Here is a 24,104-nt window from a genome sequence, read left to right on the forward strand (position 1 = left end):
TTAGGTGTTACTGTAGAGCAATCGCAGCTTGTGTTGGTTGATCTGAGACAATTGCGCCTCCTTTGATACGAATGATACGCTGGGTTTTAGCCGCGAGGTCGAGGTCGTGGGTAACCATAACGAGCGTTGTTCCGGCTTCCCTGTTGAGCTCGAAAATGAGGTCGATAATGCGTTCACTTGTTTCAGCGTCAAGACTGCCCGTTGGCTCGTCGGCAAACAAGATTTGGGGTTTGTTGGAAAAAGCGCGTGCAAGCGAGACCCGTTGTTGTTCACCACCGCTTAATTGCGAAGGGTAGTGGTGGCCCCGGTCGGCAAGACCAACTTTATCAAGCAGGTCCATAGCAATAGGCCTGATCTTTTTTTCGCCGCGTAGCTCCAGCGGTACCATTACATTTTCAAGTGCAGTAAGGGTCGGCATTAATTGAAAGTTCTGGAAGATAAAGCCGATATAGCGGTTGCGCACCTCTGCAAGCTGACCTTCGTTGAGTGTATTTAACCGTATGTTATGCAATTCAACAAAGCCCTCGGATGAACGGTCGAGCCCTGCGCATAAACCCAGTAATGTTGTTTTGCCACTGCCCGAAGGACCAACTATCGACATGGTAGAACCGGCATCAACAGAAAAGTTGATATCGTGCAGAACTGTTAAAGTGCGGCCTGCACTTTGATACGTTTTGCTAACCTGCTGAATGTTTAAGATCTTGTCCAATGCTTTGATTTAACTTGCTGATGAATTTATGGCTTGGGTAAAAATACCTTAATAACTGTTTGTATTACGTTAACGCCGCGGCAAAGTTGAGTGTCCTACTACCGAAGCGCACAATTTATAATTATGAAAGGATTTGGATGGATCGCATGTATTAGTCTGGTGATGTTGCTAACGTTTGGTTGCAGCAATAACAAAAACGAAAAAGCGCAGGCAAGCTCAACCGACGCCGATACGACAGCTACGATTGCTTATAGCAAAACCATTCTCTTTTTAGGGAATAGTCTTACCGCGGGTTATGGGTTAGATCCTACTGAGGCGTTCCCTGCACTGATCCAGCAGAAAATCGACTCTATGGCTTTACCGTATAAAGTCATTAATGCCGGGGTTAGCGGGGAGACCTCTGCCGGTGGGAATGGCAGGATTGAGTGGATCCTTCGTCAACCGGTAGACGTTTTTGTTCTTGAGCTTGGTGCGAATGATGGTTTGCGCGGGACCCCGGTAAGCGAAACCAAAAAAAATCTGCAGGCGATCATCGATAAGGTAAAGGCAAAATACCCGAATGTAAAAATGGTGCTTGCAGGTATGCAGGTGCCTCCGAATATGGGCCCGGATTATACCGCCAAATTCAGAAGCATTTTTCCTGAACTGGCAGAAAAGAACAATATGGCGCTAGTGCCTTTTTTGCTTGAAGGAGTTGGCGGTGTAAGAGAGTTAAACCAGGCTGATGGCATACACCCGACTGAGCAGGGGCAAAGAATTGTTGCGGAAAATGTATGGAGTGTGCTGAAAGGCCTGTTATAAAAACCATTATCCTGGGTTCGGTAGGGCTAAAAAAAATGGTATCAGGTGCTGTACGAAGCTATTATCCATTGCTTACACACAGGAAAGGGTGACCTGTTACCACACGCGATTGTTCAGCTCATGTTGCTGGTAAACACATGAGCATTCATAACGCCCTTATACTTTGCTGCCTTTCGCGGATGAAACCAACGGCTGCAATACAGGTAATTGTACAAGAGTGCGACGCAAGGATGTTCAGGAGTGTTATATCGCCTGGTCCCCAAAAAAATCCCGGTATATATTGCAGGGGAGCAAGGTGCATGGTTTCAAAAGTTTGTTGTATAAGCTACCGGCATGGTGCTCACGCATCGCTGTTTTTTAGCACTACTGTTTGTATGTTTTACTTATTCCGGTACCACCTGAATGGCCGCAAGTATCTGGGACCCCGGCCGGTGTTAAAACGGGTGGGCACCTGCTGCCAGCCATTGTTGTTATTGGACCATACGAGGAAGTGCAGATGTGGAAATGCCGCATAACCGGTTTTGCCACTTAGGGCAATAAGCTGTCCCTTCTTTATCGTATCTCCCATATTTACCAGTGCCCCATTTTGTTTGAGGTGCCAGTAGCCAGCTCTTGTGCCATCGTCATGAGCGATTACCAGCAGGTTAGCGTACTGGCGATACCGCTTGTTGTTGCCCCCTTTGGTATTCCGTTCTTCGAGCCTTACCACAACACCATCACGTACAGCATATATTTTGGTTCCCTCTTTCATTTTGAAGTCGATAGCTGCCCTGTTCTTATGTGTGAAAGTGCCAAAGTAGGCCTGTACCACCAGGTGCGACTTGCCTTTTGCGTAAGGCAGTGCGTACAGGTAGCTGGTGTCTTCAACATCCAGTCTTTTCTGAAGTCTTAATGCTTTATTGCGGTATGGATCTTTGCTGGTTGCACAACCTGCAATGAAGACTGCGAACAACAGGGATGCGATGGAAAATGTAAGATGTTTAGTCAAGCCGGTGAATTGAAGTTATTAATAATCGAGATGGATGTTATACCTCTATATGGTAAACACGAAACCGGGCCAACATATTATTGTGGCCCGGTCGATCATATTGGTAAAACGGGTCCGGTAGATATTTGTACCGGATCAGCTTTCTTCGGGAGATGGAATTTCGTCGCTTCTGAGTTTGCCTTGTTGGTGAATTAGATCATCCAGGTCTTGTTCCTTATCCTCCTTAAAACTTGTTCCCATCTCCATTCCCTGCTCTTTTTGTTCCGTTACGAGGGTATCTTCTTCCAGCATCTCGGCCTCGTCAGGAGTGTTGTCCTGTTGGCCGGGATTGGAATTGATTTCATCATCTTTGGGATTTGGATATTCGCTCATATAAGTGGTTTAAGTAGTAAGCTAAAAAACTATGCCTCAAAACGTGTTGGTTAGGTGAGCATTATACCCGAGGGCATGACCAGGTAAATAAGGCTGGCAAATGTACGTGTGTTAACCAGGGTTCGAAATCCTACCCCGGTTCACATCGCCCAAACTGCGTTACACAACTTTGGATCTAATGTTATACGATTTATGCCTGCTGATAATACCAAAGCAATTTGGGTGAAGCGAGCAACCTTACTACGGGCTGTTTGAGGGTTGAGCAAGAGTGTATAAGGCATAGATATTGAAGTCTTATGTAAAAATAGATGATGGGACTTAAGAAGCCGGACTACTATATTGTTATTGGTGCCTCTGCCGGCGGTTTAAATGCAACAACAGAACTGGTTTCACAACTTTCCGAGGATATTAATGCTGCTGTATTTGTTGTGCTGCATCTTTCTAAAGTTGGGATCGGCGATTTTCTTGTACACCGGTTGCAAAAATATACGACCTATACCTGTATGAAGGTAACTGATGGCATGGCGATTGAACGCCACAAAATATATGTTGCACCACCCGACGAACACCTCGTAATCAGGGACGACCATGTTGTGTTGGGAAGGGGACCAGCCGAAAACAGGTGGAGACCATCGGTAGATGTGCTTTTCAGATCTGCCGCAGCAAACCATGCCAGCCAGGTAATTGGTATCGTTTTAACCGGTTATTTAAATGATGGCACTGATGGTATGTTGGCCATAAAGCGGAGTGGTGGTGTTTGCATTGTTCAGGATCCTAACGAGGCCGAGTACCCTGATATGCCAATGTCGGTTATTGAACATGTAGAAGTTGATTATTCCGTTTCACTACAGAAAATGGGTGAGGTTATCCGGCAGGCAATTTCACTTCATGGAAATGGAAAACCTGCAATTGTTGCACCGGATGATGTGGTGCTTGAAGCCAGGATAGCGGAAAATGCCGTCGTTGGTTTAAATGTAGTCAGTAATCTTGGTGAGCGCAGTTTGTACGTTTGTCCGGATTGTGGCGGTGGATTATGGCAGATGCGGCACGCTAATGTAGAACGCTACCGCTGCCACGTTGGTCATGTTTATACCGAAGAGATCCTGGTTCAAAAGCAGGCGGAAAGCCTTGAGTCAACATTGTGGGTAGCGCTACGGATGATGGAAGAACGGAGAAATTTGTTGATGTCAATCAGCTCCCGGGAAAGCACCAATGGATTTCCTCAACTTAGCAATACACACAAGGAAAAGGCTGAAGAACTGGAGCAGCACATTGTAAGATTAAAAGAGCTGTTGTTTGCGGGCAAGGATGCCTGAAGTTAACAACCTTTAAAGTGATGACAGCTGGAATTTGAAGAAGGGCCATGCAGGATGTAATGGCCCTTCTTAGAAGTTTGATCGATTATCCTATTCAGCGTCGCCGTTCATTTTTGTTGATGGAAGAATAAGATGAAATATGGACCCTTCATTTTCTTTGCTTTCTGCATATATCCACCCACCGTGATTCTCTGCTATCTTCCGGCAAAGCGCCAGCCCGATACCTGTACCTGCATAGTTACCAACCGGATTTAATCGTTGAAAAATTACAAATATCTGCTCAGCAAATGTGGGATCGAAGCCAATACCCTGGTCTGAGAACATGATGTCGTAGTAAGTGCCGGCTGGCTTTAACCGGGTTAAACCTTCGATATCTGTTTTCGTAAGCATACGACATGTAATACGGATAACGGGGTTGAAACCGGTTCGTACAAACTTGATCGCGTTGCCGATGAGGTTGTCGAATAACTGGTTAATTTGAACCGGTACAGCATTAACCTTTGGAAGTGGTTCAACGCTGATTTCCGTATTTGTTTCCTGTATCAGCAGATCGAGGTTAGCAAGTGAATTTTTTACCACCTGGTTCAAATCGGTTTGTACAAAGCCAGCCCCGATCCGGGTAATCCGGGAGAAATTTAAAAGATCGTCGATCAGGCCCCGCATCCGTTCGGCTGAGGTAGAAATCTTGTCGAGATAGTCCTTACCTTCGAAAGGTATCTTTGATTCCTGCTGTTCTTTGATGCGGTTAGAAAAGGTCACGATCTTCCGCAGCGGCTCTTGTAGATCATGACTTACGACATATGCGAATTGCTGCAGCTCGTTGTTTGACTTTTCGAGCTTGATATTAGATTCCTGCAATGCCTGGGTTCTCTCGTGTACCCGTTTTTCCAATTCATCATTCATGAGTCTTTTATCGTGTATTTCGACACATGAACCGGTGTAGCCTGTAAATTCGCCATCGGCACTAAAGGTTGGGACTGCATGATTAAGTATCCATCGGTACTCACCGTCCTTTCTTTTCATCCGGTATTCTATCCTGAATGGTGATCGCTGTTCGAAACTTTCGTGATAAGTGGTTAAGGTATGCTCAAGGTCACTTTTATGAACACCTTCGGTCCACCCGATGCCAATTTCCTGTCGCAGGTTTCTGCCTGTGAATTCCAGCCAGGTTTTGTTGAGGTAAGTAAAATTTTTGTCTGCTCCTGCAACCCAGATCATGACGGGAACATTGTCGGTCATATTTCTCAGCCATGCCTCACGTTCTTCCAATAATCGTTCTGCTTGCCGGTGTTCGGTAATGTCTTCGATGGCCAACAATACAAATTGTTGGCGGTGTACTTTCTGTTTAATTACCCTTGCGTTCAGGAGCAATACTTTTTCACCAATACTATCAAAAGAATGCTTAATCTCATAACCGTTGATGTAGCCATTTGAGGGTAACAAAACCTCGAGCAGCTCCTTCAGTTTTGGGATGTTCCATTGCCGTTTATGCATTTCGAAGATGTACTTGCCTTCGGTATCTTCTTCCCGAACTTTAAAGGTGTTGTAAAATGCGCGGTTTACCACCCTGATGCGTAAGGAACTGTCAAGCACCAGTACCGACTCACGTATGGTGTAGATAATCGATTCGGTGTACTCCTGCGACTCAGCAAGTTGCTCATTGCGCATTTGAAGTTCCTGGTTAATCGTAAGCAATTCTTCATTGCTCGACTCCAGTTCTTCTTTTGAAGTTTCCAGTTCTTCATTAATGCTCTGCAATTCCTCGTTGCTGGAAACGATTTCTTCATTGGCCGACTGCAACTCTTCATTAGCTGCTTCCTGTTCCTCTACAATAGATCGCATGTCCTCCCGTAAAGATATCAGTTCGGCTTCGACTTGTTTGAGCTTCCGGTCTTTTGTTAAGCTGGCCTTTTCGGGAAGCGATGAAAACTTTTGTTCATCAAAAACGATCAGCAGAAGCTTTTCATTTGTATAGTTCAGGAGAGGAATAATCTCGAAACCCACCCGGTGCATGTTGCCTTTATAGTTGATCTCAATGCCGTTCTTTTCGATGTGCCTGTTTTCCTTAATTGCCTGGTGTGCCCCGTTACGTAATTCCAGGGCGAGTCCGGGGCGGGCCATCTTAATTAGATTCAGGCTTGCTTTTCCCGGAGACGGTTCAAGGTACAAGCCGGTTGAACCCCGGAATTGTGCAATCTCCATATCGAAGCTTACCACTACAGCAGCTTTTGCGAACTGTGTAAGCAAGAGGTTGTCGATGATCTTATCAACGTTTTTATCGGTGTTGATCATCTTCGGAGCTTCTCTCCTGGGAACAACCGGCGGGGGTTCTGTAGTTGGTAAGTGATAATTGAGCTCAAACATCGCGCGCGATGCGGTGTCATTTTTCTTTTGGTAAATCTTTACTTTTTTATCTATCTGTACGAACAGGTTTGATGAGCTGTTGGTTGTTTCAGACTTTCCCAATAACAGGTATCCATTTGGCTTAAGGGCATAGTGGAAATTTGCCATGATCTTTTTCTGAAGTACGATATCGAGGTAGATCAGCAGGTTACAACAACTAACCAGGTTGATGCGTGAGAAAGGTGGGTCTTTAAAAAGATTTTGTGGTGCAAAAACACACATATCTCTTATTGACTTATTGATGCGGTAATGCCCATCGATTTTACTAAAGAACTTTTGTAATCGTTCAGGCGAAACCTGCCCGAGATCGTTTATTGCATAAGCCCCGATACGTGCTTTGGTAATGGCCTGCTCACTAAGATCAGTCGCAAAAATTTCAACAGCCTGGAGATTAGGCCTGTCGCCCATAGCTTCTATAATGAGCATTGCCATAGAATAGGCCTCTTCGCCTGTTGAACAAGCGGGAACCCAAATACGCAGCGGGTTCTCATAAGATCTGTCATTTAACAGTTGCGGGAGAATAGTTCCCGATAGCAGTTCCACAGCATCGGGATCGCGAAAAAAGTGGGTCACGTTAATCAGTAAATCGTTGTACAAACTGTGGATCTCACTCTTATTCTTCTTTAGGTAGTCGAGGTATGCGCTAACGCTTTCCATTTTGAAAAGGATCATCCTGCGCAGGATGCGTCGTTTGATCGTATTTTCCTTGTAGTGGGTAAAGTCGACCCCGACAACAATTTTCAACATCTGGAGAATGGGCGCGACGGGTTCCAATTCTTCAATTTTGCCACTGAGTTGCTGCTGCTCCTCGAGTAAGGGACTTTCATCATTATCGGCATAAAACAACTGTAAGCCGGGTAGTTTGCTTAACCTGTCGAGTTCTTTTGCCATTTCAGCTGGCGGTAGTATATTATCAACCGAGCCCTGTGCAATTGCAGCTCTTGGCATTGTTGGATAGGGTGCTGATTCGTCCTGTGCGTAAGTAATCCCTCCCGCGCTCTTGATCGCCTTGAGACCAAGCGCTGCATCTTCCATTACGCCCGATAAAACGATCCCAATTGAACGTGCGTTCCAGGTTTCCGCCACATGCAACATAAACTGGTCAATTACCAATCTGGGTGCATTAGATGGCTCGGTTTCGTTCGGTGTTAACACCCCGTTGTTAATCGTCACAGTAGCATCCGGGGGCAAAATATATACGTGATCTTTAAGAATGGTTACAGGTTTGGAAACCCTTGACACTACCATTGTAGTTGCCTGTTGTAACAGCTTCTCAACAGCATGTTTGGGTTTCTTCTGCGCGTTTTCGATATAGACAAACCCCATTCCTGTATTTGCAGGCAACTGAGTGAACAACTCGGTTAAACCTTCCACCCCACCTTCGCCGGCACCAATAACAACCAGGGGAAAAAAGACCCGGTTTTCTTCCGCAATCTGTTTATTTTCTTGCTCTTTATGCATAACTGATTACGCTCAATATTTTAAATCTGCACGATAAGTCTACTATTATGCAATGTCGTTGATCCTTTGCCAAAATTCACGCCTAATGTAACAGAAAGACAAATAATATCAGGTATAAAGCCCTATGCATTCATTTAGAGTATTAAACACATTTATCTCTTGTGTGAATTCTTTAGCCTGCGGATGGGGTATTATGCTTCAACGTCGTTTAGTTAAACCCCTTGCCGGCTTAACTTACCCATTAACGGTATACAGTACAAGCCCCCGCCCGAACGTAGTTCATACGGGCGGGCGCCCGGCTTAACCCGTTCGGACGGGTGGGCGACCCACTAATGAATTGGCATAGGCGTCAACCTTAATTATCGAATAATGAGCTGTAATGCAGGACGGGCAAGAGCTTGAGCATTCCAGAAAGCTCGTTTGTCACTTTCTTTGCCTTGATGCAAAGAAAGTAACCAAAGAAAGATCAAGGCTGTATAGAAATTGGCTAAAAATTGCCCAATGTCTCTACAGCGAAAAAGCTAAAGCATGGTCTTTTTGTCTTTTATCGCCGGAGACTTATGAATAGCATTGGGCTAGAACTCAGGATTTTCGCTGCTTAACGAGACATTAGTCAATTTTCTTCACGCCATTTTTATAAGGCCGGATGAGCGAAGATCAAAGCGGATTACGCGAATAGACGTGCCAGTGACGGTCTGGCCAGGTAAGCGAAAGCGCTTACATCCAAATCACCGGAGTCTTTTTTGAGAAAATAAGGTTGACGCGTATGCCAATAAATTGGGGGCACGGCGGCAACGATTTACAATTAAAAAACTGCGGCTTGGTCCAAAAGAGTTTATCTAACTAAAGACACCGTATTATGATTGGTAATGACAAGCGCTTTGTGCACTTGTTGAAAAGAAGGCTCATTTGATCTATCGGTGATCAACATACGTGGGGCAGATGTACTGGCCTGCGAAGACGTTACCTGATTTCACGAATAAAAATTAAGAATGGCTTCGAGTATTTGGGAGCTGCGGCTGAAATGCAAGACCAGTATTTGGAATATAGCAGCGAAAACGGAAATCTAAGCTCCCAGGGGAGGTAGCAACCAGTAGAAAGTTCAAAAAGGTTAGCTCCCCCGAACATATGTTCAAAACGTAGAAACAGGGTGCTGGTATCAGAACCGAGCCACCTTCGCCGTGTAAAATAATTCTTTGACACTGGTTTACACGACCCGGTTAATTAAGCCCTTTCGGTTTTCTTCTTAAAGAAACGATTTACGGTTTCATTACTTTGTAAGATGGCAAACTTGGTACGCTCACATTGTAATTGATGTTTTGCGAACACTTCTTTTATCTTTTCCTGCAATTCCTCATAACTTTTTTGAAGTTCCTGGATCCTTTGGTATTTATCCCTGTCCCTTTCGATACATCCATCCTCGTACATTATTGGGATGCTAAACACGGTTGGTGCAATAACGGATGTGGGCGACAGGTGATTTCTTTTTTGGGTTGGGTCATGTTTGTCCATGATGTTGGAATTATAAGAATAGTGGGTTGAATTGTACCTCAAACCTAAACTGCACTTGCTATTAAACCGTGCCATTGTTTTTAAAGGGCTGCAAAGTATCCATAATCGTTTCAACGTGCTGTTGAATTATCTCCGGCATTTTGCCGGGCTCGGTTATATAATCAACAGTTCCCGTTGCAATAGCGTTTTCCGGCATTGAGGCATGTTCGCACGACTCCGGTGTTTGCACAAGTACCAACCCCCCGGCGGATTTTAATTTTACAATCCCCTTAGAGCCATCTGAGCCTGCACCTGACAAAATCACTGCAATTCTATTGCCGTCTGTTTCGGCCAGAGAATTTAAAAAAATATCAACGGCCCAGTTTCCACCAGGTTCAAGCCTGCGGGTATGTAGATATAGCGTTTCGTTCCTGACAGTCATGTGGGCAAACGGAGGAGTGATATATACCACATCCTTCTTAATTTTCATGCCATCTGTCGCTTCTACAATGGTCAGCTTCGAGTGCCGCTGTAAGATTTCCTGGAGTGCACTTTGATACCCTTTTGGTATATGACGAAGAATGATATATGATACATGATCGTGCAATACTGCATTGAAGAATTTCTTCAGCGGATTTAGGCCGCCGGCAGAAAAGCCCAATGCTACAATGATTATTTCCTTCACTTATTCAAGATACAACATAAGTGGATTACCACGTGATTTCCTTTTGTCAACGCACAACTTTTTTCTCCCGGACAACTACCAATCTATTCCCTTAAGCTGTAAGTTTTCGACACAGAAAGATGATTTTGATCTTTAAAACGGTGTAAATAGTTTTGTACAGATAGTAGGTATAGCAGGTCTAAGAACAACAGTGCGTAAATAATCAACATTTCGTACCAAACTACTTCTTTCGTAGAGGTAAGAACAATTACCTTAAGCATTCTTTTTGATGTCATAACTTAAATCCAGGTATATCATGCGGCCTTTTCCTATTATAATTGTTGACGACGACCACGACGATATTGAACTCATGCAACAAGTGCTTGAACACCTTAAGTTCGATAGCGATGTGATTATTTTCGATGATTCAACAAAGGCACTAGCTTACCTCCAGGAATTAAAATCCCAGCCACTGTTTATTTTATGCGACGTAAACATGCACCTTTTGGATGGCTTAAATCTGAGAAGAGCGCTATATGAAAATGAGGAGCACAGACTTAAAACCATCCCGTTTTTATTCCTTTCAACCTCCGATGCTCCCCCGCATATCAGGCATGCTTATGCGCTTTGTGCGCAGGGGTACTTCATCAAACCCACAAATTTTGATGACCTGGTAGAATTATTAAGGGCAATTATTACTTATTGGCAGCTTTGCAGCCACCCGGTAGGATGATATTGCACCTCAATATGGGCATAATTTACTGCTTAATAAAACGCGTACTAATGCAGTTGCCATCACTTGAACAAACCCTTACCGGGTATACTCCGGCCGGCAGGTTACTAAAGGTCAACCGAACTTGATTAATACCTTCAGCAGCGGAATGCAACTGCCGGTGAATCAGTTTTCCGGAAAGGTCGTTTACAATCACGGTTAGCGTTTGTGCTTTTTCGGAGTACGTAGTCAGAGTTCCAACATTGTTCTCAAGTAATGTAGGACTAAAACGGGTTAACTCAGGCTGAAGTGTTTTGCCGCCGATGCTTACCATGGGAGAATAATATACACCACCATCAATCTCGGTCATTTTAAGCCGGTAATGATTTAAGCCGGATAAAGGTTTTGAATCTGTAAAGTCAAAAGGTTGTGCACATCGTTCGCGTGAAGCCCTGATCGAACCGACGATCTCGAAAACACGGCCATTCGCACTGCGTTCTACATCAAACAAAACTTCAGAAGCGGTGCAGGAAGCTTTCCACGCAAGTTGATTCGACTGCACCAGTTTTCTTCCTTTAAAGTATTCTACCGAAACCGACAAGGCATTAAAGGTAAACTCGTCGGCTCCGGGGTCTGGAGTTACAGCATTTCTGAGTTCGTTGTCAAAGTCCCTTATTTGCCCGGCAATAGGAGCACCTTTATTGTCAATTGCAGCATTCCTGGAGGGAACGAGATGCAGGTCGGACAAAGGGTCGATATAATTCACGGTTACCCCGGTAACGCTGTTAGCATCTCCGGCAGAAATGCTCTGCCATGCTTCAAAAATTCTATCGCCCGACCAATAGCCGATGGTGCCGGGGTTCGCAACCAAAACATTATTATCCGATGCGTTTGAAACCCAGCCTGTTGCACTGCTGTTTAGTGACGGGTAGCTGTTTGACAAGGTATAATGCTTGCCGGTACCACCACCTCGTGTATTGGTGATAATATTATTCCTGAGTTGCACGTTTGGTGTAGTAAAAGCAGTGTTGGTAAAGTCGCCCCGGTAAAAACCAAAAGACGGTTGTGCCCCCGTGATGACTATTCCAGTGATGTTTATGCTATTATAATAAATGTGCTCTGTATAGTTTGCAGCAGAAGCTACCTGGTTCCAAATTCCAATAATCGCCGTATTGGTTGTCTGGTTTGCACCAAAGGAGATCATATTGTTGGCAATCGTCAGCGCCGACGATGTACTCGCATCACGACAATAGATGCCACAGATCACCCCAGGTGTTGTTGGGCTTGAAGCAGTGCTGGCATTAGAGAAGCCATAGATTTTGTTGCGTGTTATTGTGGTTCCTGCAATTGCGCTGGATAGGTATATTCCCGATACCACCGTACCGGCGCCGGCCGATGCATTAACAACATTAAGACTAGTGATGGTATTGTCGGTAATAAGTCCGCCGGGTGAACCGGTAGAAAAAAGAATGCCGACACCTTCCTGCAAGAGCACAGATGTGCTTGTTCCATTAGCCGATAGATTGGTAATGTTATTAGCAGAAATAATTGCCTCTCCCTGCTGGCATTCGATACCCCTGAAAAGTGCAAGTGCATTATTGCTATTGTGTGTAAGGTTGCGGATGGTATTGCTGACAATCGTAATTACGCCCATGTTTGAATTAAGAATGCCACGCACTATGCCATTACCGGTTGTTGTACCCGGTAACCCTACCCGCATATTTGCCGTTTCTGTGTTACCGATCGTATTGGCCCTGATGAAAACGGTTCCCCCTGCACCTTGTGTTTGAATACCCAGCAGGTTGCCGGAAAGGACACCAGTGGGTTGAACGGTAATACTTCCGATTAGATTGTTGGAGATGTTGATGTCTCCCGCACTCGATGAGGTGATACCAACAGTGAGCGTACCCGCGACCTGGGGTTGAATAAAGATGTTTCCTGTTCCAGATGTACTTCCTACCATGTTACCGGTTTCTGTTCCCACATTTACATTGCCGCTTGTTATATTTATCGCTGACCAGATCCCACTTGCGGAGCTCGCAATATGAGTTGTGGCAAAAGAAAAGCTGGTAATCACATTACCTTGTACGCTGGTAGCCGGGGACGTACCCACAGCTAAATCAATGGCCAGAAAACGCGTGGCAACTGATCCACCCAGTATATAAGTACCGGTGCCGGCCGCGGATGAATAACCGATTATGTTCCCAAGAATGCGATAATTATTTCCGCTTGTTATCTGAATTGCCCGGTGCACACCGGCAGTAGTGAAAGTACGGGCTGCTGTTTGAAAAAGGCGGTTGGCCGAAATCAGCCAGTCGGTGTTTCCACCAGCCAATAAGATGCCTGCCGTGCCCAGGTCCGGGTGAAAAAAGTTGGCGACATGGTTACCGCTAATCGTATTACCACTGTTTTCTACACCGGGGGTTACATTGCCAAGTGAGTAGATGCCATTAACGGGATTCCCGCCTGCAACATCTGCAATCGTACAATTGGAGATGGTATTATCATCGTTACCCGTAGCTGTGCCGGTACCAAACAGCACCGTTCCTGAAGCAGTACTAACATTGGCGCCGCTGATGGTTACCCGGCTAACGAGGTTATTCGTCGCATCGTTTGTAAAGCGTATGGTGCATACTTCAGCACCGGCAGTACTATTGGAGTTTGAGATTGTAAGACTGTTTCCACCTGTATTAAGACCATCAATGGTAACATTGTCTGCCCCGTTCAGGTCTATCAATGCCCCGGCAACATCACCGGAAATTGCACTCGCTCCACCGGCCGGTTTTATGGTAATTGCATTATATAGGGCGCTCCCGGTACCGCTTGCATTAATTGTGGCACGTGTGGTCTCAATGGTCGTACCTGTTACTTCAATGGTAATGCTTCCACGATGCAGGCCGCTGTTGATTGCATCAAAAGCAGCCTTTACATTGCTGTAATTTGTAGGCCCGGGCGTTGCAAGGGTTGCTGTTACGGAAACTTGTGCAACTGCTAAAGAGCTGACGAAAAGCAAAAAGAGGAGGTTGTAAATCTTTCTCATAAACGGCTTTGAGGGTAGGCAGTAAGGATGTCCTCACAATATAATACAATTTATTTCCGCATGTTTGCGCAACCGCCGGGCATATGATCAGCGGCTGTTTTAAAATTCAGGAAGAGAATATCAACGGCGCATACAAAGAGGCGGTGCATATATTGCATGGGGCTTAATCGGGTTAAGGGCTGGTGCCGGCGCAATTCACTAAACCTTAGCAGCAAACCGTTTTAAAAATGAGCTGTGGACTGTTTAGTCCATAATTTGTACTTTTTTAAATTCTTAGCATGACAAAAAACATCTTTATTGCCAGTGTCGAGTCGTATAGCGGCAAATCAATGGTCACCCTTGGTCTTGCAAATATGCTGCTTGGCAAGGCACAAAAGGTTGCATATTTCAAACCGATCATCAACGCTAATCCTGCCGAAAAAAGGGATGCGAACATTGATAGCGCACTAAGTTACTTTGGACTGCCCATTAGCTATGAGGACACCTATGCATTTACCCGAAGTCAGGCCATGCAAAAGATGGAAAGTGGTAACCCGGGCGAAATGATCGATACCATCATTCGCAAGGTAAAGCAACTCGAAGAGGAGTATGACTTCACCATCATAGAAGGCAGCGACTTTCGCGGAGAAGGAACAGCCTTTGAATTCGAAACCAACATCACCATTGCAAAAAATATAAACGCGCCGGTAATCATAGTGGTGTCCGGCACCGGCAAAACAACTGCGCAGGTCGTTAATATGGTGCTTACGGTACTGCACAACTTTCATGTTCGTGAGGCGCAGATCATGGCCATTGTTGTAAACAAAGTTAAACCAGATCAACAGGACGATGTTCGGGAATTGTTAACGGCTCAAATGCCCAATGAAGTGATTCTGGCTGTGATACCCGAACAAAAAGGACTTCAGAGCCCCACGATGAAGGAGATTAAGGACCATATTGGAGGTAAGCTCATTTTTGGCGAGGCACAGTTGTCTAACCAGGTTGATCATTTTATCACCGGTGCGATGCAGGTGCCGAACTTTTTGAACCACATCAAGGAAAATGTATTAATCGTAACACCCGGAGATCGAGGCGATATTATCATTTGCGCACTACAGGCCAATCTCTCCAGCAGTTATCCCAAGGTTGCGGGAATTGTTCTTACCGGAGGCTCCGAACCTGAAGAACCAATCATGCGATTGATCAATGGTTTGCAATCGGTAGTACCAATTATCGCTGTTGATACCGGCACATTCTTAACCAGCAATCTTGTGGGCTCCATTCAGTCGCGGATGAACCCTGATAACCCCAAAAAAATTCAGCTTGCCATAAGCACCTTCGAAAAGTATGTGGATGTAAAAGCACTTGATAAGCGAATTGTTACTTTCAAACCAGAGGGCATCACCCCGCATATGTTCCAGTACCAGCTTGCTAAGTGGGCTAAGTCGGTCCGTAAGCATATCGTGCTGCCTGAAGGAAACGATGAACGAATTTTAAAAGCCGCTGCAAGATTACTGAGCCAGGAAATTGTTGAACTCACCTTGCTTGGAGATCCCGGTGAAATCTCGGCTTCCATAAAACGTTTGGGACTGGAAATCGATTTAAATAAGATCAGGATAATAAACCCGGCAAATGCTGATCATTACAACGATTATGTAAATACACTGTTTGAGTTGCGCAAAACAAAAAATGTTACCCTCGAGATGGCACGTGACCTGATGACGGACGTATCTTATTTTGGTACGATGATGGTACATAAAGGCCATGCTGACGGCATGGTTTCCGGTGCTGTTCATACCACCCAGCACACCATCCGTCCGGCCCTTCAATTTATAAAAACAAAGCCTGGTGTAAACACCGTTTCTTCGGTATTCTTCATGTGCCTGCCCGACAGGGTTTCGGTGTTTGGCGATTGTGCGGTAAACCCAAATCCAACCGCAGAACAGCTGGCCGAAATAGCCATCTCATCAGCAGAAAGCAGCCAGCGGTTTGGGATCGAACCAAGAATTGCCATGCTCTCTTATTCTTCGGGTACCTCGGGTGAGGGAGCAGACGTGGAAAAAGTACGACGGGCAACACAGATCGTCAAAGAAACTAAGGCAGACCTTAAGGTTGAAGGACCAATACAATATGATGCTGCCGTTGATCCCGCTGTAGGTAAACAAAAGCTGCCCGGTTCAGATGTTGCAGGGCAAGCGAGTGTGCTGATCTTTCCCGACCTTAATACCGGTAACAATACCTATAAAGCGGTACAGCGCGAAACCGGTGCACTCGCCATCGGGCCGATGTTACAGGGGTTGAATAAACCGGTAAATGATCTTAGCCGTGGTTGTACCGTTGATGATATATTTAATACCGTAATGATTACTGCGATACAGGCGCAGGAGTGAGAGAATTAAAAAGTAAAAAGTAAAAATTAAAAAGTAAAAAATAGAAGTCTGAATAATTATAATAGTTTATAGATGACGCTGATTAATTGTGTCTGACATTCGACGGCTTTACAGGTAAAACGCCTTAAATTAATAACAAAGGTATTTCCGGATTATTTTTATTGCAATGGGTTACCTGTTCAATGTTGTTTAGTTAAGCCCGTTGCAGACTTAATATGCCCGGTAGTGGCCACAATCTACAATCTAAAAAAAATTGGGCTTGGTTCAACAAAGACAGCTTAAGTAAACGACATTGAAACATAATTCATCGTTTAGCGGAATAAATACAAGCTCTTTTTTGGGACCAGCGGTGGAGGCGCGATCAGGCTCCGGTTGTGTCACTCCCTTGTACGGCAGTAACGCTGTTCGGCACTTGGGAGAACGTCTTTCTAATTGCATATTAAGCGGGTTTATGCCTATAATTTTTAAACTAACAACGGAATTTGTTCATTAACAATTGCGCAATTATAAATAAGAAGCTAAACACGAACCTTAAACGACACCAATTAGAATATTATCCCTTAATCATGTGTCTGAGTTCATTAGATTAAAATGTTTAATTCCAGCGGTAATTTGTCACATTCAACACATCTTAAACAGGCCCTAAAACTCAGGATTTATTCTTAACGCCTCACCCAAACACCATGAATATATTTGTTCTTAATTCCGGCAGCAGTTCAATCAAGTACCAGCTATTTAATATGCCGGGGGAGCAACCTGTTTGCAGTGGATTGATAGAAAGGATTGGTTTAGATAATGCGATTATCACGCACAAGGTTTTTAAAGGTGAAGAAGAAGTAATTAAGCTGAACATGGAAATTGCTGACCATGAAGCTGGGTTGATGGAAATAAAAAAGCTTTTGACGGATCCTACATTTGGTGTCATTAACGACCCGGCGGAAATTGTAGCAGTAGGGCATAGGGTGGTACATGGGGGTGAAAGTTTTGCTGCAACAGTCATCATCAGCAATGAAGTAAAAGCAGAGATCAAAAAACTTTTTTCGCTTGCACCCCTGCACAATCCGGCAAATTATACCGGGATAGAACATTCTGAAAAAATATTTACTTCGGCAAAACAGGTTGCCGTTTTTGATACGGCGTTTCACCAAACCATGCCCGATAAAGCTTTCCGTTATGCCATACCACAAAATTTTTATACCGAGATGCGCATACGTAGTTATGGCTTTCATGGAACCAGTCATAAATACGTAGCCGCTAAGGCCATGGAACACCTTGGTAAAGCTGACGCAAAAATCATTACCATCCACCTTGGGAATGGTTGCAGCATGGCTGCGGTAAATGCCGGAAAATCTATCGATACCAGTATGGGCTTTGGTCCACTTGGCGGGCTGGTGATGGGAACCCGGTCGGGCGACATTGATCCTGCCGTTATTTTTCACCTCATCAATCAAATGGGCTTTGATAGCGAACAGGTGAACAACCTGTTAAACAAGCGCAGCGGCATGTTTGGACTCACCGGTTTTAGCGACATGCGCGACATCATAAAAGCAATGGAACAAGGCGATGATCACGCGAGGCTTGCTTACGCTATTTATGCTTACCGGGTAAAGAAGTATATCGGCTCTTATGTTGCTGTAATGAACGGGGTAGATGCGCTCGTTTTTACTGCGGGAGTTGGCGAAAATGATCCCGGAATAAGGGCATTGATTTGCGCTGAACTTAATTACCTGGGCATTGAAATCAGTGAAACAAACAACCTGCAAAAATCACGTGAACTAAGGGAGATCAACCCTGCAAATGCGAAAGTAAAAGTACTGGTGATACCCACAAACGAAGAGTTGGAAATAGCCCGGCAGTGTTATGAACTATTGCATGTGGGATAATGCAGATGTTTGCTGTTCCTGCATGAATAACCGGCAGCTAATAAAGTTATGTTCGCAGGATGAATAACGGTTTATTGTCGTTGACCTTGGTTGTGCATATAAATACAATGCGTCGTTGACAAGCTGCCCGTGCGACATAAGTAGCCTTAGGGTGTACGCACAGGTGGTATTAATTTAAACCTGCAAGAGAATTAATTGGCACTTCGAGCCTAAAAACCGAAGATGCCCATTGGTTTGCCGATGAAGTGCTTGCGACGCAACGTTGATGCCATAGAAAGCAAATGCTGGTATCCAAAAAAGATCCAAACGAGGGGATGGTAAAGTGAAAAGTAAGCAAGAGCTTACCCTCCACTAACCATTTCTTTGCCCGCGATTATCCAAGTACCAATGCGCCGGCCTCGGCAACTGCATGGTCGTTTTCCACCGTACTGCCTGAAACGCCAATCGCACCAATAATTTCTTCACCTTGCTTTAGCAATACACCACCGGGAAAGGTGATCAGTCCCAGGTTGGAATGTTCGATGTTAAACAAGGGTCCGCCAGGCTGTGAAAGTTTACCGATTTCCCCCGTATTCATATTAAAGTAGCGTGCCGTTTTCGCCTTTTTGATCGCGATATCAATGGATCCAAGCCAGGCATCATCCATGCGGGAAAATGCAACCAGGTTGGTACCTGCATCTACCACCGCAACGTTCATTTGTAATTTCAATTTTTTCGATTTGTCGAGTGCCGCTTTTACAACAGCTTGTGCCTGTGCCAGGGTAATGTTCATAATCTTGAGTTTTGATGTTTGTGAAGATAAATATAATGCAGTCAATCGCCAGATAACAAGCCTTCCCCTATTTTGTTTCCTGTAAACATTCAAGCTAACGATCTCAGTCGCGGAAACGGGAAGTCCTTTACTCTCCGGGGTACGGCCCTGCCCTAACTGAACAAAATACGGGACAACGCTGTTTGTAACAAAAAACAGTTTGAAAAATTTCTTAGTCATAGGAGGCTCCTCAGGTATCGGCAAGGCAATCGTTCAGGAGCTTGATGTTGAAGGACACCGGGTATATGCAACTTTCAACAAACATGAAAGCGCGGACAGTGAACGGGTCAGCTATCATCAGCTAAATGTTTCATCGGATGATTTCTCGCTAAACTTTTTACCTGCTGAGTTGGAAGGATTGGTTTATTGTCCCGGTACCATTAACCTGAAGCCATTTGCACGGATAAAGCCGGTTGATTTTGTTACCGATTACGAACTGCAGGTAATTGGTGCGGTTAAGGTTTTGCAGTTGGTATTGCCGGCCCTCAAGCAAAGTGGCAACGCGGCCGTGTTATTTTTTTCAACGATTGCAGTACAGTCTGGGTTTAGCTTTCATTCACTTGTGTCGGCATCAAAGGGTGCCATTGAAGGACTCACGCGTTCACTCGCAGCTGAACTTGCGCCTGCGATAAGGGTGAATTGCATTGCACCATCAATTACCGATACACCTTTAGCTGCAGCATTGTTGAGTACTGATGAAAAGCGAAATGCAAGCATTCAGCGCCATCCGCTTAAACGGATTGGTTTGCCGGGTGATATCTCCAGGGCTGCCTCATTCCTGCTCACGGAGGCCACCTGGATGACCGGGCAGGTGTTGCATGTTGATGGTGGATTATCAAACCTGAAACTGACCTGATGAAAATTCTACTTACCGGTGCCACCGGCTATATTGCACAACGGCTGTTACCTGTCTTGCTTGAAAACGGACATGAAGTAATTTGTTGTGTTCGCGATGCCAACCGCTTTAACACAGAAAAATATGCGAGCTACAACCTTAAAGTAATCCAGGTAAACTTTCTCGACAAAGAAACCCTCAAGGCTATACCCGACGACATCGATGCAGCATATTACCTGATACATTCTATGTCTACCACAGGCGAAGACTTTAAGGAACTTGAAGAAACTACCGCGCTACATTTTCGGGAAAGAATCGGCCAGACAGCTGCAAAACAAGTGATTTACCTCAGCGGGATCATCAACGAACAAAAGCTATCAAAGCACCTCGAGTCGCGAAAGAAAGTTGAAGAGGTACTATCACAAGGAACTTATGCGTTAACCACCCTAAGGGCAGGTATAATCGTGGGATCAGGTAGTGCGTCGTTTGAAATCATTCGCGACCTGGTGGAAAAGCTGCCGGTGATGATAACACCTCGCTGGGTGGAAACGCTTTGTCAGCCTATAGCCATCAGAAATGTTATCGAGTTTCTTTATGGAGTCCTTTTAAGGGGAGAAACATACAAGCAAAGCTTCGACATTGGCGGCCCCGATATCATGAGCTATAAACAGATGTTGCTGCAATTCGCAGCAGTTCGGAAATTAAAGCGCCGCATATTTGTGGTGCCTGTTATGACCCCAAGATTGTCATCTTACTGGTTATATTTTGTAACATCTACTTCTTATGCACTTGCGGTTAACCTGGTTGACAGCATGAAGGTAGAAGTTGTTTGCAAGGAGAATAAGCTGAAGGACCTGCTTGGCATCAACCTGATTAATTATAAACGGGCCATTGCCCTGGCGTTTGATAAGATAGAACAGGACCAGGTATTATCAAGCTGGAAAGACGCGCTTACAAGTAATACATTGTATTATGGTATTTCGAAACATATGGAGATACCCGTAAACGGTTGCTTTAAAGACAAGCGCAGTTTAAAAATTGCCGACAGTTCAAAAGTGCTTAAGCGAATATGGGCAATCGGTGGAAGCAATGGCTGGTACTACGGTAATTGGTTATGGGGTATTCGCGGGCACCTCGACAAATTGGCGGGAGGTGTGGGCCTTCGTCGTGGCAGAAAACATCCAACGGAGATATCGGCAGGTGATACCCTTGATTTCTGGCGGGTTCTGTTGGCAAGTAAAACGGAGAAGCGGCTGCTGCTTTATGCGGAGATGCGGCTGCCGGGTGAAGCATGGCTGGAATTCAAAATCAATTCCGACAATGTACTTGAGCAAACCGCAACTTTTCGGCCTCTGGGTATTGCAGGGCGATTGTACTGGTACGCGGTATTGCCCTTCCATGGTTTTATTTTCCGTGGAATGATCAGGAACATAGCAGCAGAAAGTAGGTTAGCAACCGTTACATAGGATTACTGTCTTTAGCGCCGTGCCGGCCGCACATTGCGCCCATAATATACATCTGCAGGATTACGATGACCCGCATATACGCGTTCGAGTATGTGGTACAACGTTGGGTCATATGACTTCAGGTCTTCAGGTGTTTGAACCCGGGTTTCCCCATCATAAAACTCGTAGTTTGACCAAAACCACCATTGTGTTCCCTCTGCCCAATATTCCGCTACCGTATTAATGGCATACTGCCCTTTGTACAATCCTTTCGATTTGGCAGCCTGGTAAGCGGGTTCGATCTCGGCAAACAGGGCAGAGTCGGCCGAACGCAAAGCGCCCATCATATTGTGACTGAATTCATGTACCAGTATGTTTTCACCATAATACCTCGTTCCCGGATAACCAAGCAGGTTTTCTTCAGCACAGGATGTTACAGTGCCGCCCATTCCCCGGGCGCGACGGTTCCAATACTCACGATCACTCATACTTGCAATGCCGCCCGGTTTGTCATAGTTCTCCCGTTCACCAGGTGTTAAGCGCCGGTCGTCGCGTGCAGGCTTTTTCCAGTCACGTCTTTCAGGCAAGTCAGTTTCCATTTCCGAGGCTGCCATAACCAATACCCGGGCTTTGCGGTTAATCAGCGCATTCCTGATATCGGCCCTTTTAACCAGCATATAATTGACAATATCACGGGCAATCAGTAATGCCGCGTCGGGCACTTTGCCCGACGACACAATCGGAATTCCATACGCGTCGGAATATTTCTGGTAAAACGTATCAAGGGATAATTCGGCCGGTACCCTGGTTACCATGGTGCTGGCGTAATCACTAATGAGTGGTTTTGTGCTCGGGGAAGTCGCAGGTGAAGGAGTAGTTTGGCTGAGCGCAACGCCAGGCCGGGCAAACAATAAGGCCACAAGTGCTAAAACAGGAATCGGCTTAAATTTATTTTTCATATTATCGCGGAACGTATTGTTTGTAACTACCGATCAGATACACCGTATCATAAAGTTACTTTTCTGCACGCAGCCTAATTAGCCATTAATAACCTGTTTTAGTCGCTTTTTAGCTAAGCCAGCATGTCGGCGCCCATCAACACCATAAACAAGTGGGTGCCAGTAAGCTGGACAGGAATGTGGGGTGTTGAACCAGGCTAGTGGAAAAAGGGTCTTCTAAAAAACAGTTGGTCAAAAGACGTACTGGCACAAGTTTTATTATCAAATCAACAAAACGACAAACCAGCGTGTTTGTCGCAGTTCATACTTTCGGGCGTTTGATTACCCCTGTGCCCGAATAAAACCTCTAAAGTTCTCTTACACATGCTTCAAAATCCATTTAAAAGCTTCTGGATGGCTGGTTACGAGTGTACCGATCAGCTAAATGCTTTTGGTAACCGGGTAGATTTTCTGGAAGTAACCGGCCACCTTCAGCTTATCGACGAAGATTACCGCTCCCTCCATCAGTTTAATATCGGTACGGTTAGGGAAGGCATTCGCTGGAGTAAAGTTGAAACCCGGCCTTATCAGTACGATTGGTCAACGGTTAAGTCCATGATTGAACACGGAAAGGCAAACCATATTCAACAGGTTTGGGACATTTGTCATTTTGGTTTCCCCGACGACCTTACCCCGCTTCACCCGATGTTTGCACGACGTTTTGCCGCGGTTTGTAGGGCGTTTGTTGAGTTTTACCGCGAACTTCAGCCAACAGGTCCACTGGTAATTACCCCCATCAATGAAGTGAGTTTCTTATCGTGGCTCGGAGGCGATGCCCGCGGTACCGCTCCGTATTGTATAAATCTGGGTTGGGAGGTAAAGTATAGTCTTATGCGAGCATATATAGAAGGTGTCGCTGCGATTAAAGAAGCGGATCCGACAGCACTTATCCTTACCACTGAGCCAATGGTCAATGTTGTTCCGCCAGTTGATCCGTCTGAAGAAGACATTGAATTGGCTGCCAGGTTCCACGAATACCAGTTTCAATCTGTTGACATGTTACTTGGCCGTATTTGCCCCGAGCTCGGTGGCAGGCCGGAAAATATTGATATGCTCGGGTTCAACTTCTATTACGACAACCAGTACACACCAATGCGCACTGAATACCTTTCGTGGTCGAATGAAAACAACGATCCACGGTGGGTGCCGCTACATGAGTTAATGCGCATTGCTTATGAGCGCTACAATGTGCCAATGGTACTTTCTGAAACAAGCCATCCCGGTGAACATCGTCCACAATGGATCGAATTTATTGCCGATCAGTGCGCTAGTATACTGGAGCAAAAGGTGCCGCTGTACGGGGTTTGTTTGTACCCGATTATCGACCGCCCGGATTGGGACCACCTTTCACCATGGCACAACGCTGGATTATGGGATGCTGAAGAGCATGGCGGAAATCCTCCGAAACGCATATTGTACGAACCATATGCTACGGCGCTTGAATTGGCCCAAACAAGGATACATGAACTGTTAACAAGTGGCCATACCCATAGAACGCGGAAAGCTTTCAGTAATACAGGTAAACAGGCTGCGATGGCCTGATTCCAAATCGTTGTTTGATCGTACGGTCGATCAATCCCTTCAAACGTGAAAAGATTACGATGCCCGTTGATTACTTAAAAGTGCACTCAACGGGCATTTCAATAGACTGGATGTTCGAACCGCATATGCACACGGAAATAAACGAGAAATGCTTAAGCATCAGGTCAGATATGTTTCGCTGCGGTAGCTTTGTTATGTAAGTCTGAAGTAATTTATTTACCTGCCATTAATCCAGGGTGCCCGTTACACTACGACGATTATTCG

At 45.2% G+C, this 24,104-nt stretch carries 17 protein-coding genes; 8 read left to right on the forward strand and 9 right to left on the reverse strand.

The window, feature by feature from the left end; translation table 11 throughout:
* Positions 1 to 7: 7 nt before the first annotated feature.
* Positions 8 to 709 carry an ABC transporter ATP-binding protein gene (locus EXU57_RS05565; RefSeq protein ID WP_133267188.1) on the reverse strand — a complete coding sequence of 234 codons (702 nt, stop codon included), beginning with the start codon at positions 707 to 709 and terminating at the stop codon, positions 8 to 10.
* Positions 710 to 832: 123 nt separating this feature from the next.
* On the opposite strand from EXU57_RS05565, the gene EXU57_RS05570 reads away from it, so the two are divergent.
* The gene (locus tag EXU57_RS05570; protein ID WP_133267189.1) at positions 833 to 1,510 is read left to right on the forward strand and encodes an arylesterase; all 678 of its coding nucleotides are present in this window, start codon (positions 833 to 835) and stop codon (positions 1,508 to 1,510) included.
* Positions 1,511 to 1,889: 379 nt separating this feature from the next.
* Here EXU57_RS05570 and EXU57_RS05575 read toward each other — a convergent pair whose 3' ends face one another.
* A complete protein-coding gene (locus EXU57_RS05575) occupies positions 1,890 to 2,498 on the reverse strand; it encodes a M23 family metallopeptidase (RefSeq protein WP_133267190.1) in 609 nt (202 codons plus the stop codon).
* 135 nt (positions 2,499 to 2,633) lie between these two features.
* Entirely contained in the window at positions 2,634 to 2,870 is a 237-nt protein-coding gene (locus EXU57_RS05580; protein WP_133267191.1) for a hypothetical protein, read from the reverse strand.
* A gap of 311 nt (positions 2,871 to 3,181) precedes the next feature.
* Between EXU57_RS05580 and EXU57_RS05585 the strand changes: the two genes are divergently transcribed.
* Positions 3,182 to 4,186 carry a chemotaxis protein CheB gene (locus tag EXU57_RS05585; protein ID WP_165958040.1) on the forward strand — a complete coding sequence of 335 codons (1,005 nt, stop codon included), beginning with the start codon at positions 3,182 to 3,184 and terminating at the stop codon, positions 4,184 to 4,186.
* A gap of 90 nt (positions 4,187 to 4,276) precedes the next feature.
* Here EXU57_RS05585 and EXU57_RS05590 read toward each other — a convergent pair whose 3' ends face one another.
* The 3 genes from EXU57_RS05590 to EXU57_RS05600 form a co-directional block, all read right to left on the reverse strand.
* On the reverse strand, positions 4,277 to 8,050 hold the full coding sequence (locus tag EXU57_RS05590; protein ID WP_133267193.1) for a CheR family methyltransferase: 3,774 nt from the start codon (positions 8,048 to 8,050) through the stop codon (positions 4,277 to 4,279).
* A gap of 1,224 nt (positions 8,051 to 9,274) precedes the next feature.
* Positions 9,275 to 9,562, reverse strand: a complete 288-nt coding sequence (locus EXU57_RS05595) for a hypothetical protein (RefSeq protein WP_133267194.1) — start codon at positions 9,560 to 9,562, stop codon at positions 9,275 to 9,277.
* 61 nt (positions 9,563 to 9,623) lie between these two features.
* A complete protein-coding gene (locus tag EXU57_RS05600) occupies positions 9,624 to 10,226 on the reverse strand; it encodes a chemotaxis protein CheB (RefSeq protein WP_133267195.1) in 603 nt (200 codons plus the stop codon).
* A 295-nt stretch (positions 10,227 to 10,521) separates the two neighbouring features.
* Here EXU57_RS05600 and EXU57_RS05605 point away from each other — a divergent pair, with 295 nt between their 5' ends.
* Positions 10,522 to 10,938, forward strand: a complete 417-nt coding sequence (locus EXU57_RS05605) for a response regulator (protein WP_133267196.1) — start codon at positions 10,522 to 10,524, stop codon at positions 10,936 to 10,938.
* A 25-nt stretch (positions 10,939 to 10,963) separates the two neighbouring features.
* Here the strand turns inward: EXU57_RS05605 and EXU57_RS05610 are convergent, their stop codons facing one another.
* Positions 10,964 to 13,957 (reverse strand): hypothetical protein, encoded by a 2,994-nt coding sequence (locus EXU57_RS05610; RefSeq protein ID WP_133267197.1) that lies wholly within the window; start codon positions 13,955 to 13,957, stop codon positions 10,964 to 10,966.
* A 278-nt stretch (positions 13,958 to 14,235) separates the two neighbouring features.
* On the opposite strand from EXU57_RS05610, the gene pta reads away from it, so the two are divergent.
* The gene (gene pta / locus EXU57_RS05615) at positions 14,236 to 16,326 is read left to right on the forward strand and encodes a phosphate acetyltransferase (protein ID WP_133267198.1); all 2,091 of its coding nucleotides are present in this window, start codon (positions 14,236 to 14,238) and stop codon (positions 16,324 to 16,326) included.
* A gap of 683 nt (positions 16,327 to 17,009) precedes the next feature.
* A complete protein-coding gene (locus EXU57_RS05620; protein WP_133267199.1) occupies positions 17,010 to 18,209 on the forward strand; it encodes an acetate/propionate family kinase in 1,200 nt (399 codons plus the stop codon).
* A gap of 373 nt (positions 18,210 to 18,582) precedes the next feature.
* Here the strand turns inward: EXU57_RS05620 and EXU57_RS05625 are convergent, their stop codons facing one another.
* Positions 18,583 to 18,981: a GlcG/HbpS family heme-binding protein gene (locus EXU57_RS05625; protein WP_133267200.1), complete on the reverse strand. Its 399-nt coding sequence runs from the start codon at positions 18,979 to 18,981 to the stop codon at positions 18,583 to 18,585.
* A gap of 199 nt (positions 18,982 to 19,180) precedes the next feature.
* On the opposite strand from EXU57_RS05625, the gene EXU57_RS05630 reads away from it, so the two are divergent.
* Together EXU57_RS05630 and EXU57_RS05635 are read left to right on the forward strand one after the other, a co-directional pair.
* A complete protein-coding gene (locus EXU57_RS05630) occupies positions 19,181 to 19,876 on the forward strand; it encodes an SDR family NAD(P)-dependent oxidoreductase (protein ID WP_133267201.1) in 696 nt (231 codons plus the stop codon).
* Positions 19,876 to 21,321, forward strand: coding sequence for an SDR family oxidoreductase (locus EXU57_RS05635; protein WP_133267202.1), 1,446 nt, complete (start codon positions 19,876 to 19,878; stop codon positions 21,319 to 21,321). The genes EXU57_RS05630 and EXU57_RS05635 overlap by 1 nt, the downstream gene beginning before the upstream one ends.
* Before the next feature lie 11 nt (positions 21,322 to 21,332).
* On the opposite strand, the gene EXU57_RS05640 is transcribed toward EXU57_RS05635, so the two are convergent.
* A complete protein-coding gene (locus tag EXU57_RS05640) occupies positions 21,333 to 22,259 on the reverse strand; it encodes a hypothetical protein (RefSeq protein ID WP_207955402.1) in 927 nt (308 codons plus the stop codon).
* A 363-nt stretch (positions 22,260 to 22,622) separates the two neighbouring features.
* On the opposite strand from EXU57_RS05640, the gene EXU57_RS05645 reads away from it, so the two are divergent.
* Entirely contained in the window at positions 22,623 to 23,840 is a 1,218-nt protein-coding gene (locus EXU57_RS05645; RefSeq protein ID WP_133267203.1) for an amine oxidase, read from the forward strand.
* Positions 23,841 to 24,104 lie beyond the last annotated feature (264 nt).

Source organism: Segetibacter sp. 3557_3, assembly GCF_004354985.1.
Classification (GTDB): Bacteria; Bacteroidota; Bacteroidia; order Chitinophagales; family Chitinophagaceae; genus Segetibacter.

What these genes read in the sequence shown, in the direction of transcription:
- EXU57_RS05620 (WP_133267199.1), top strand. Translation starts at nt 17,010, where the DNA reads ATGAATATATTTGTTCTTAATTCCGGCAGCAGTTCAATCAAGTACCAG.
- EXU57_RS05590 (WP_133267193.1), bottom strand. Translation starts at nt 8,050, where the DNA reads ATGCATAAAGAGCAAGAAAATAAACAGATTGCGGAAGAAAACCGGGTC.
- EXU57_RS05610 (WP_133267197.1), bottom strand. Translation starts at nt 13,957, where the DNA reads ATGAGAAAGATTTACAACCTCCTCTTTTTGCTTTTCGTCAGCTCTTTA.
- EXU57_RS05625 (WP_133267200.1), bottom strand. Translation starts at nt 18,981, where the DNA reads ATGAACATTACCCTGGCACAGGCACAAGCTGTTGTAAAAGCGGCACTC.
- EXU57_RS05595 (WP_133267194.1), bottom strand. Translation starts at nt 9,562, where the DNA reads ATGGACAAACATGACCCAACCCAAAAAAGAAATCACCTGTCGCCCACA.
- EXU57_RS05645 (WP_133267203.1), top strand. Translation starts at nt 22,623, where the DNA reads ATGCTTCAAAATCCATTTAAAAGCTTCTGGATGGCTGGTTACGAGTGT.
- EXU57_RS05635 (WP_133267202.1), top strand. Translation starts at nt 19,876, where the DNA reads ATGAAAATTCTACTTACCGGTGCCACCGGCTATATTGCACAACGGCTG.
- EXU57_RS05570 (WP_133267189.1), top strand. Translation starts at nt 833, where the DNA reads ATGAAAGGATTTGGATGGATCGCATGTATTAGTCTGGTGATGTTGCTA.
- EXU57_RS05580 (WP_133267191.1), bottom strand. Translation starts at nt 2,870, where the DNA reads ATGAGCGAATATCCAAATCCCAAAGATGATGAAATCAATTCCAATCCC.
- pta (WP_133267198.1), top strand. Translation starts at nt 14,236, where the DNA reads ATGACAAAAAACATCTTTATTGCCAGTGTCGAGTCGTATAGCGGCAAA.
- EXU57_RS05585 (WP_165958040.1), top strand. Translation starts at nt 3,182, where the DNA reads ATGGGACTTAAGAAGCCGGACTACTATATTGTTATTGGTGCCTCTGCC.
- EXU57_RS05605 (WP_133267196.1), top strand. Translation starts at nt 10,522, where the DNA reads ATGCGGCCTTTTCCTATTATAATTGTTGACGACGACCACGACGATATT.
- EXU57_RS05640 (WP_207955402.1), bottom strand. Translation starts at nt 22,259, where the DNA reads ATGAAAAATAAATTTAAGCCGATTCCTGTTTTAGCACTTGTGGCCTTA.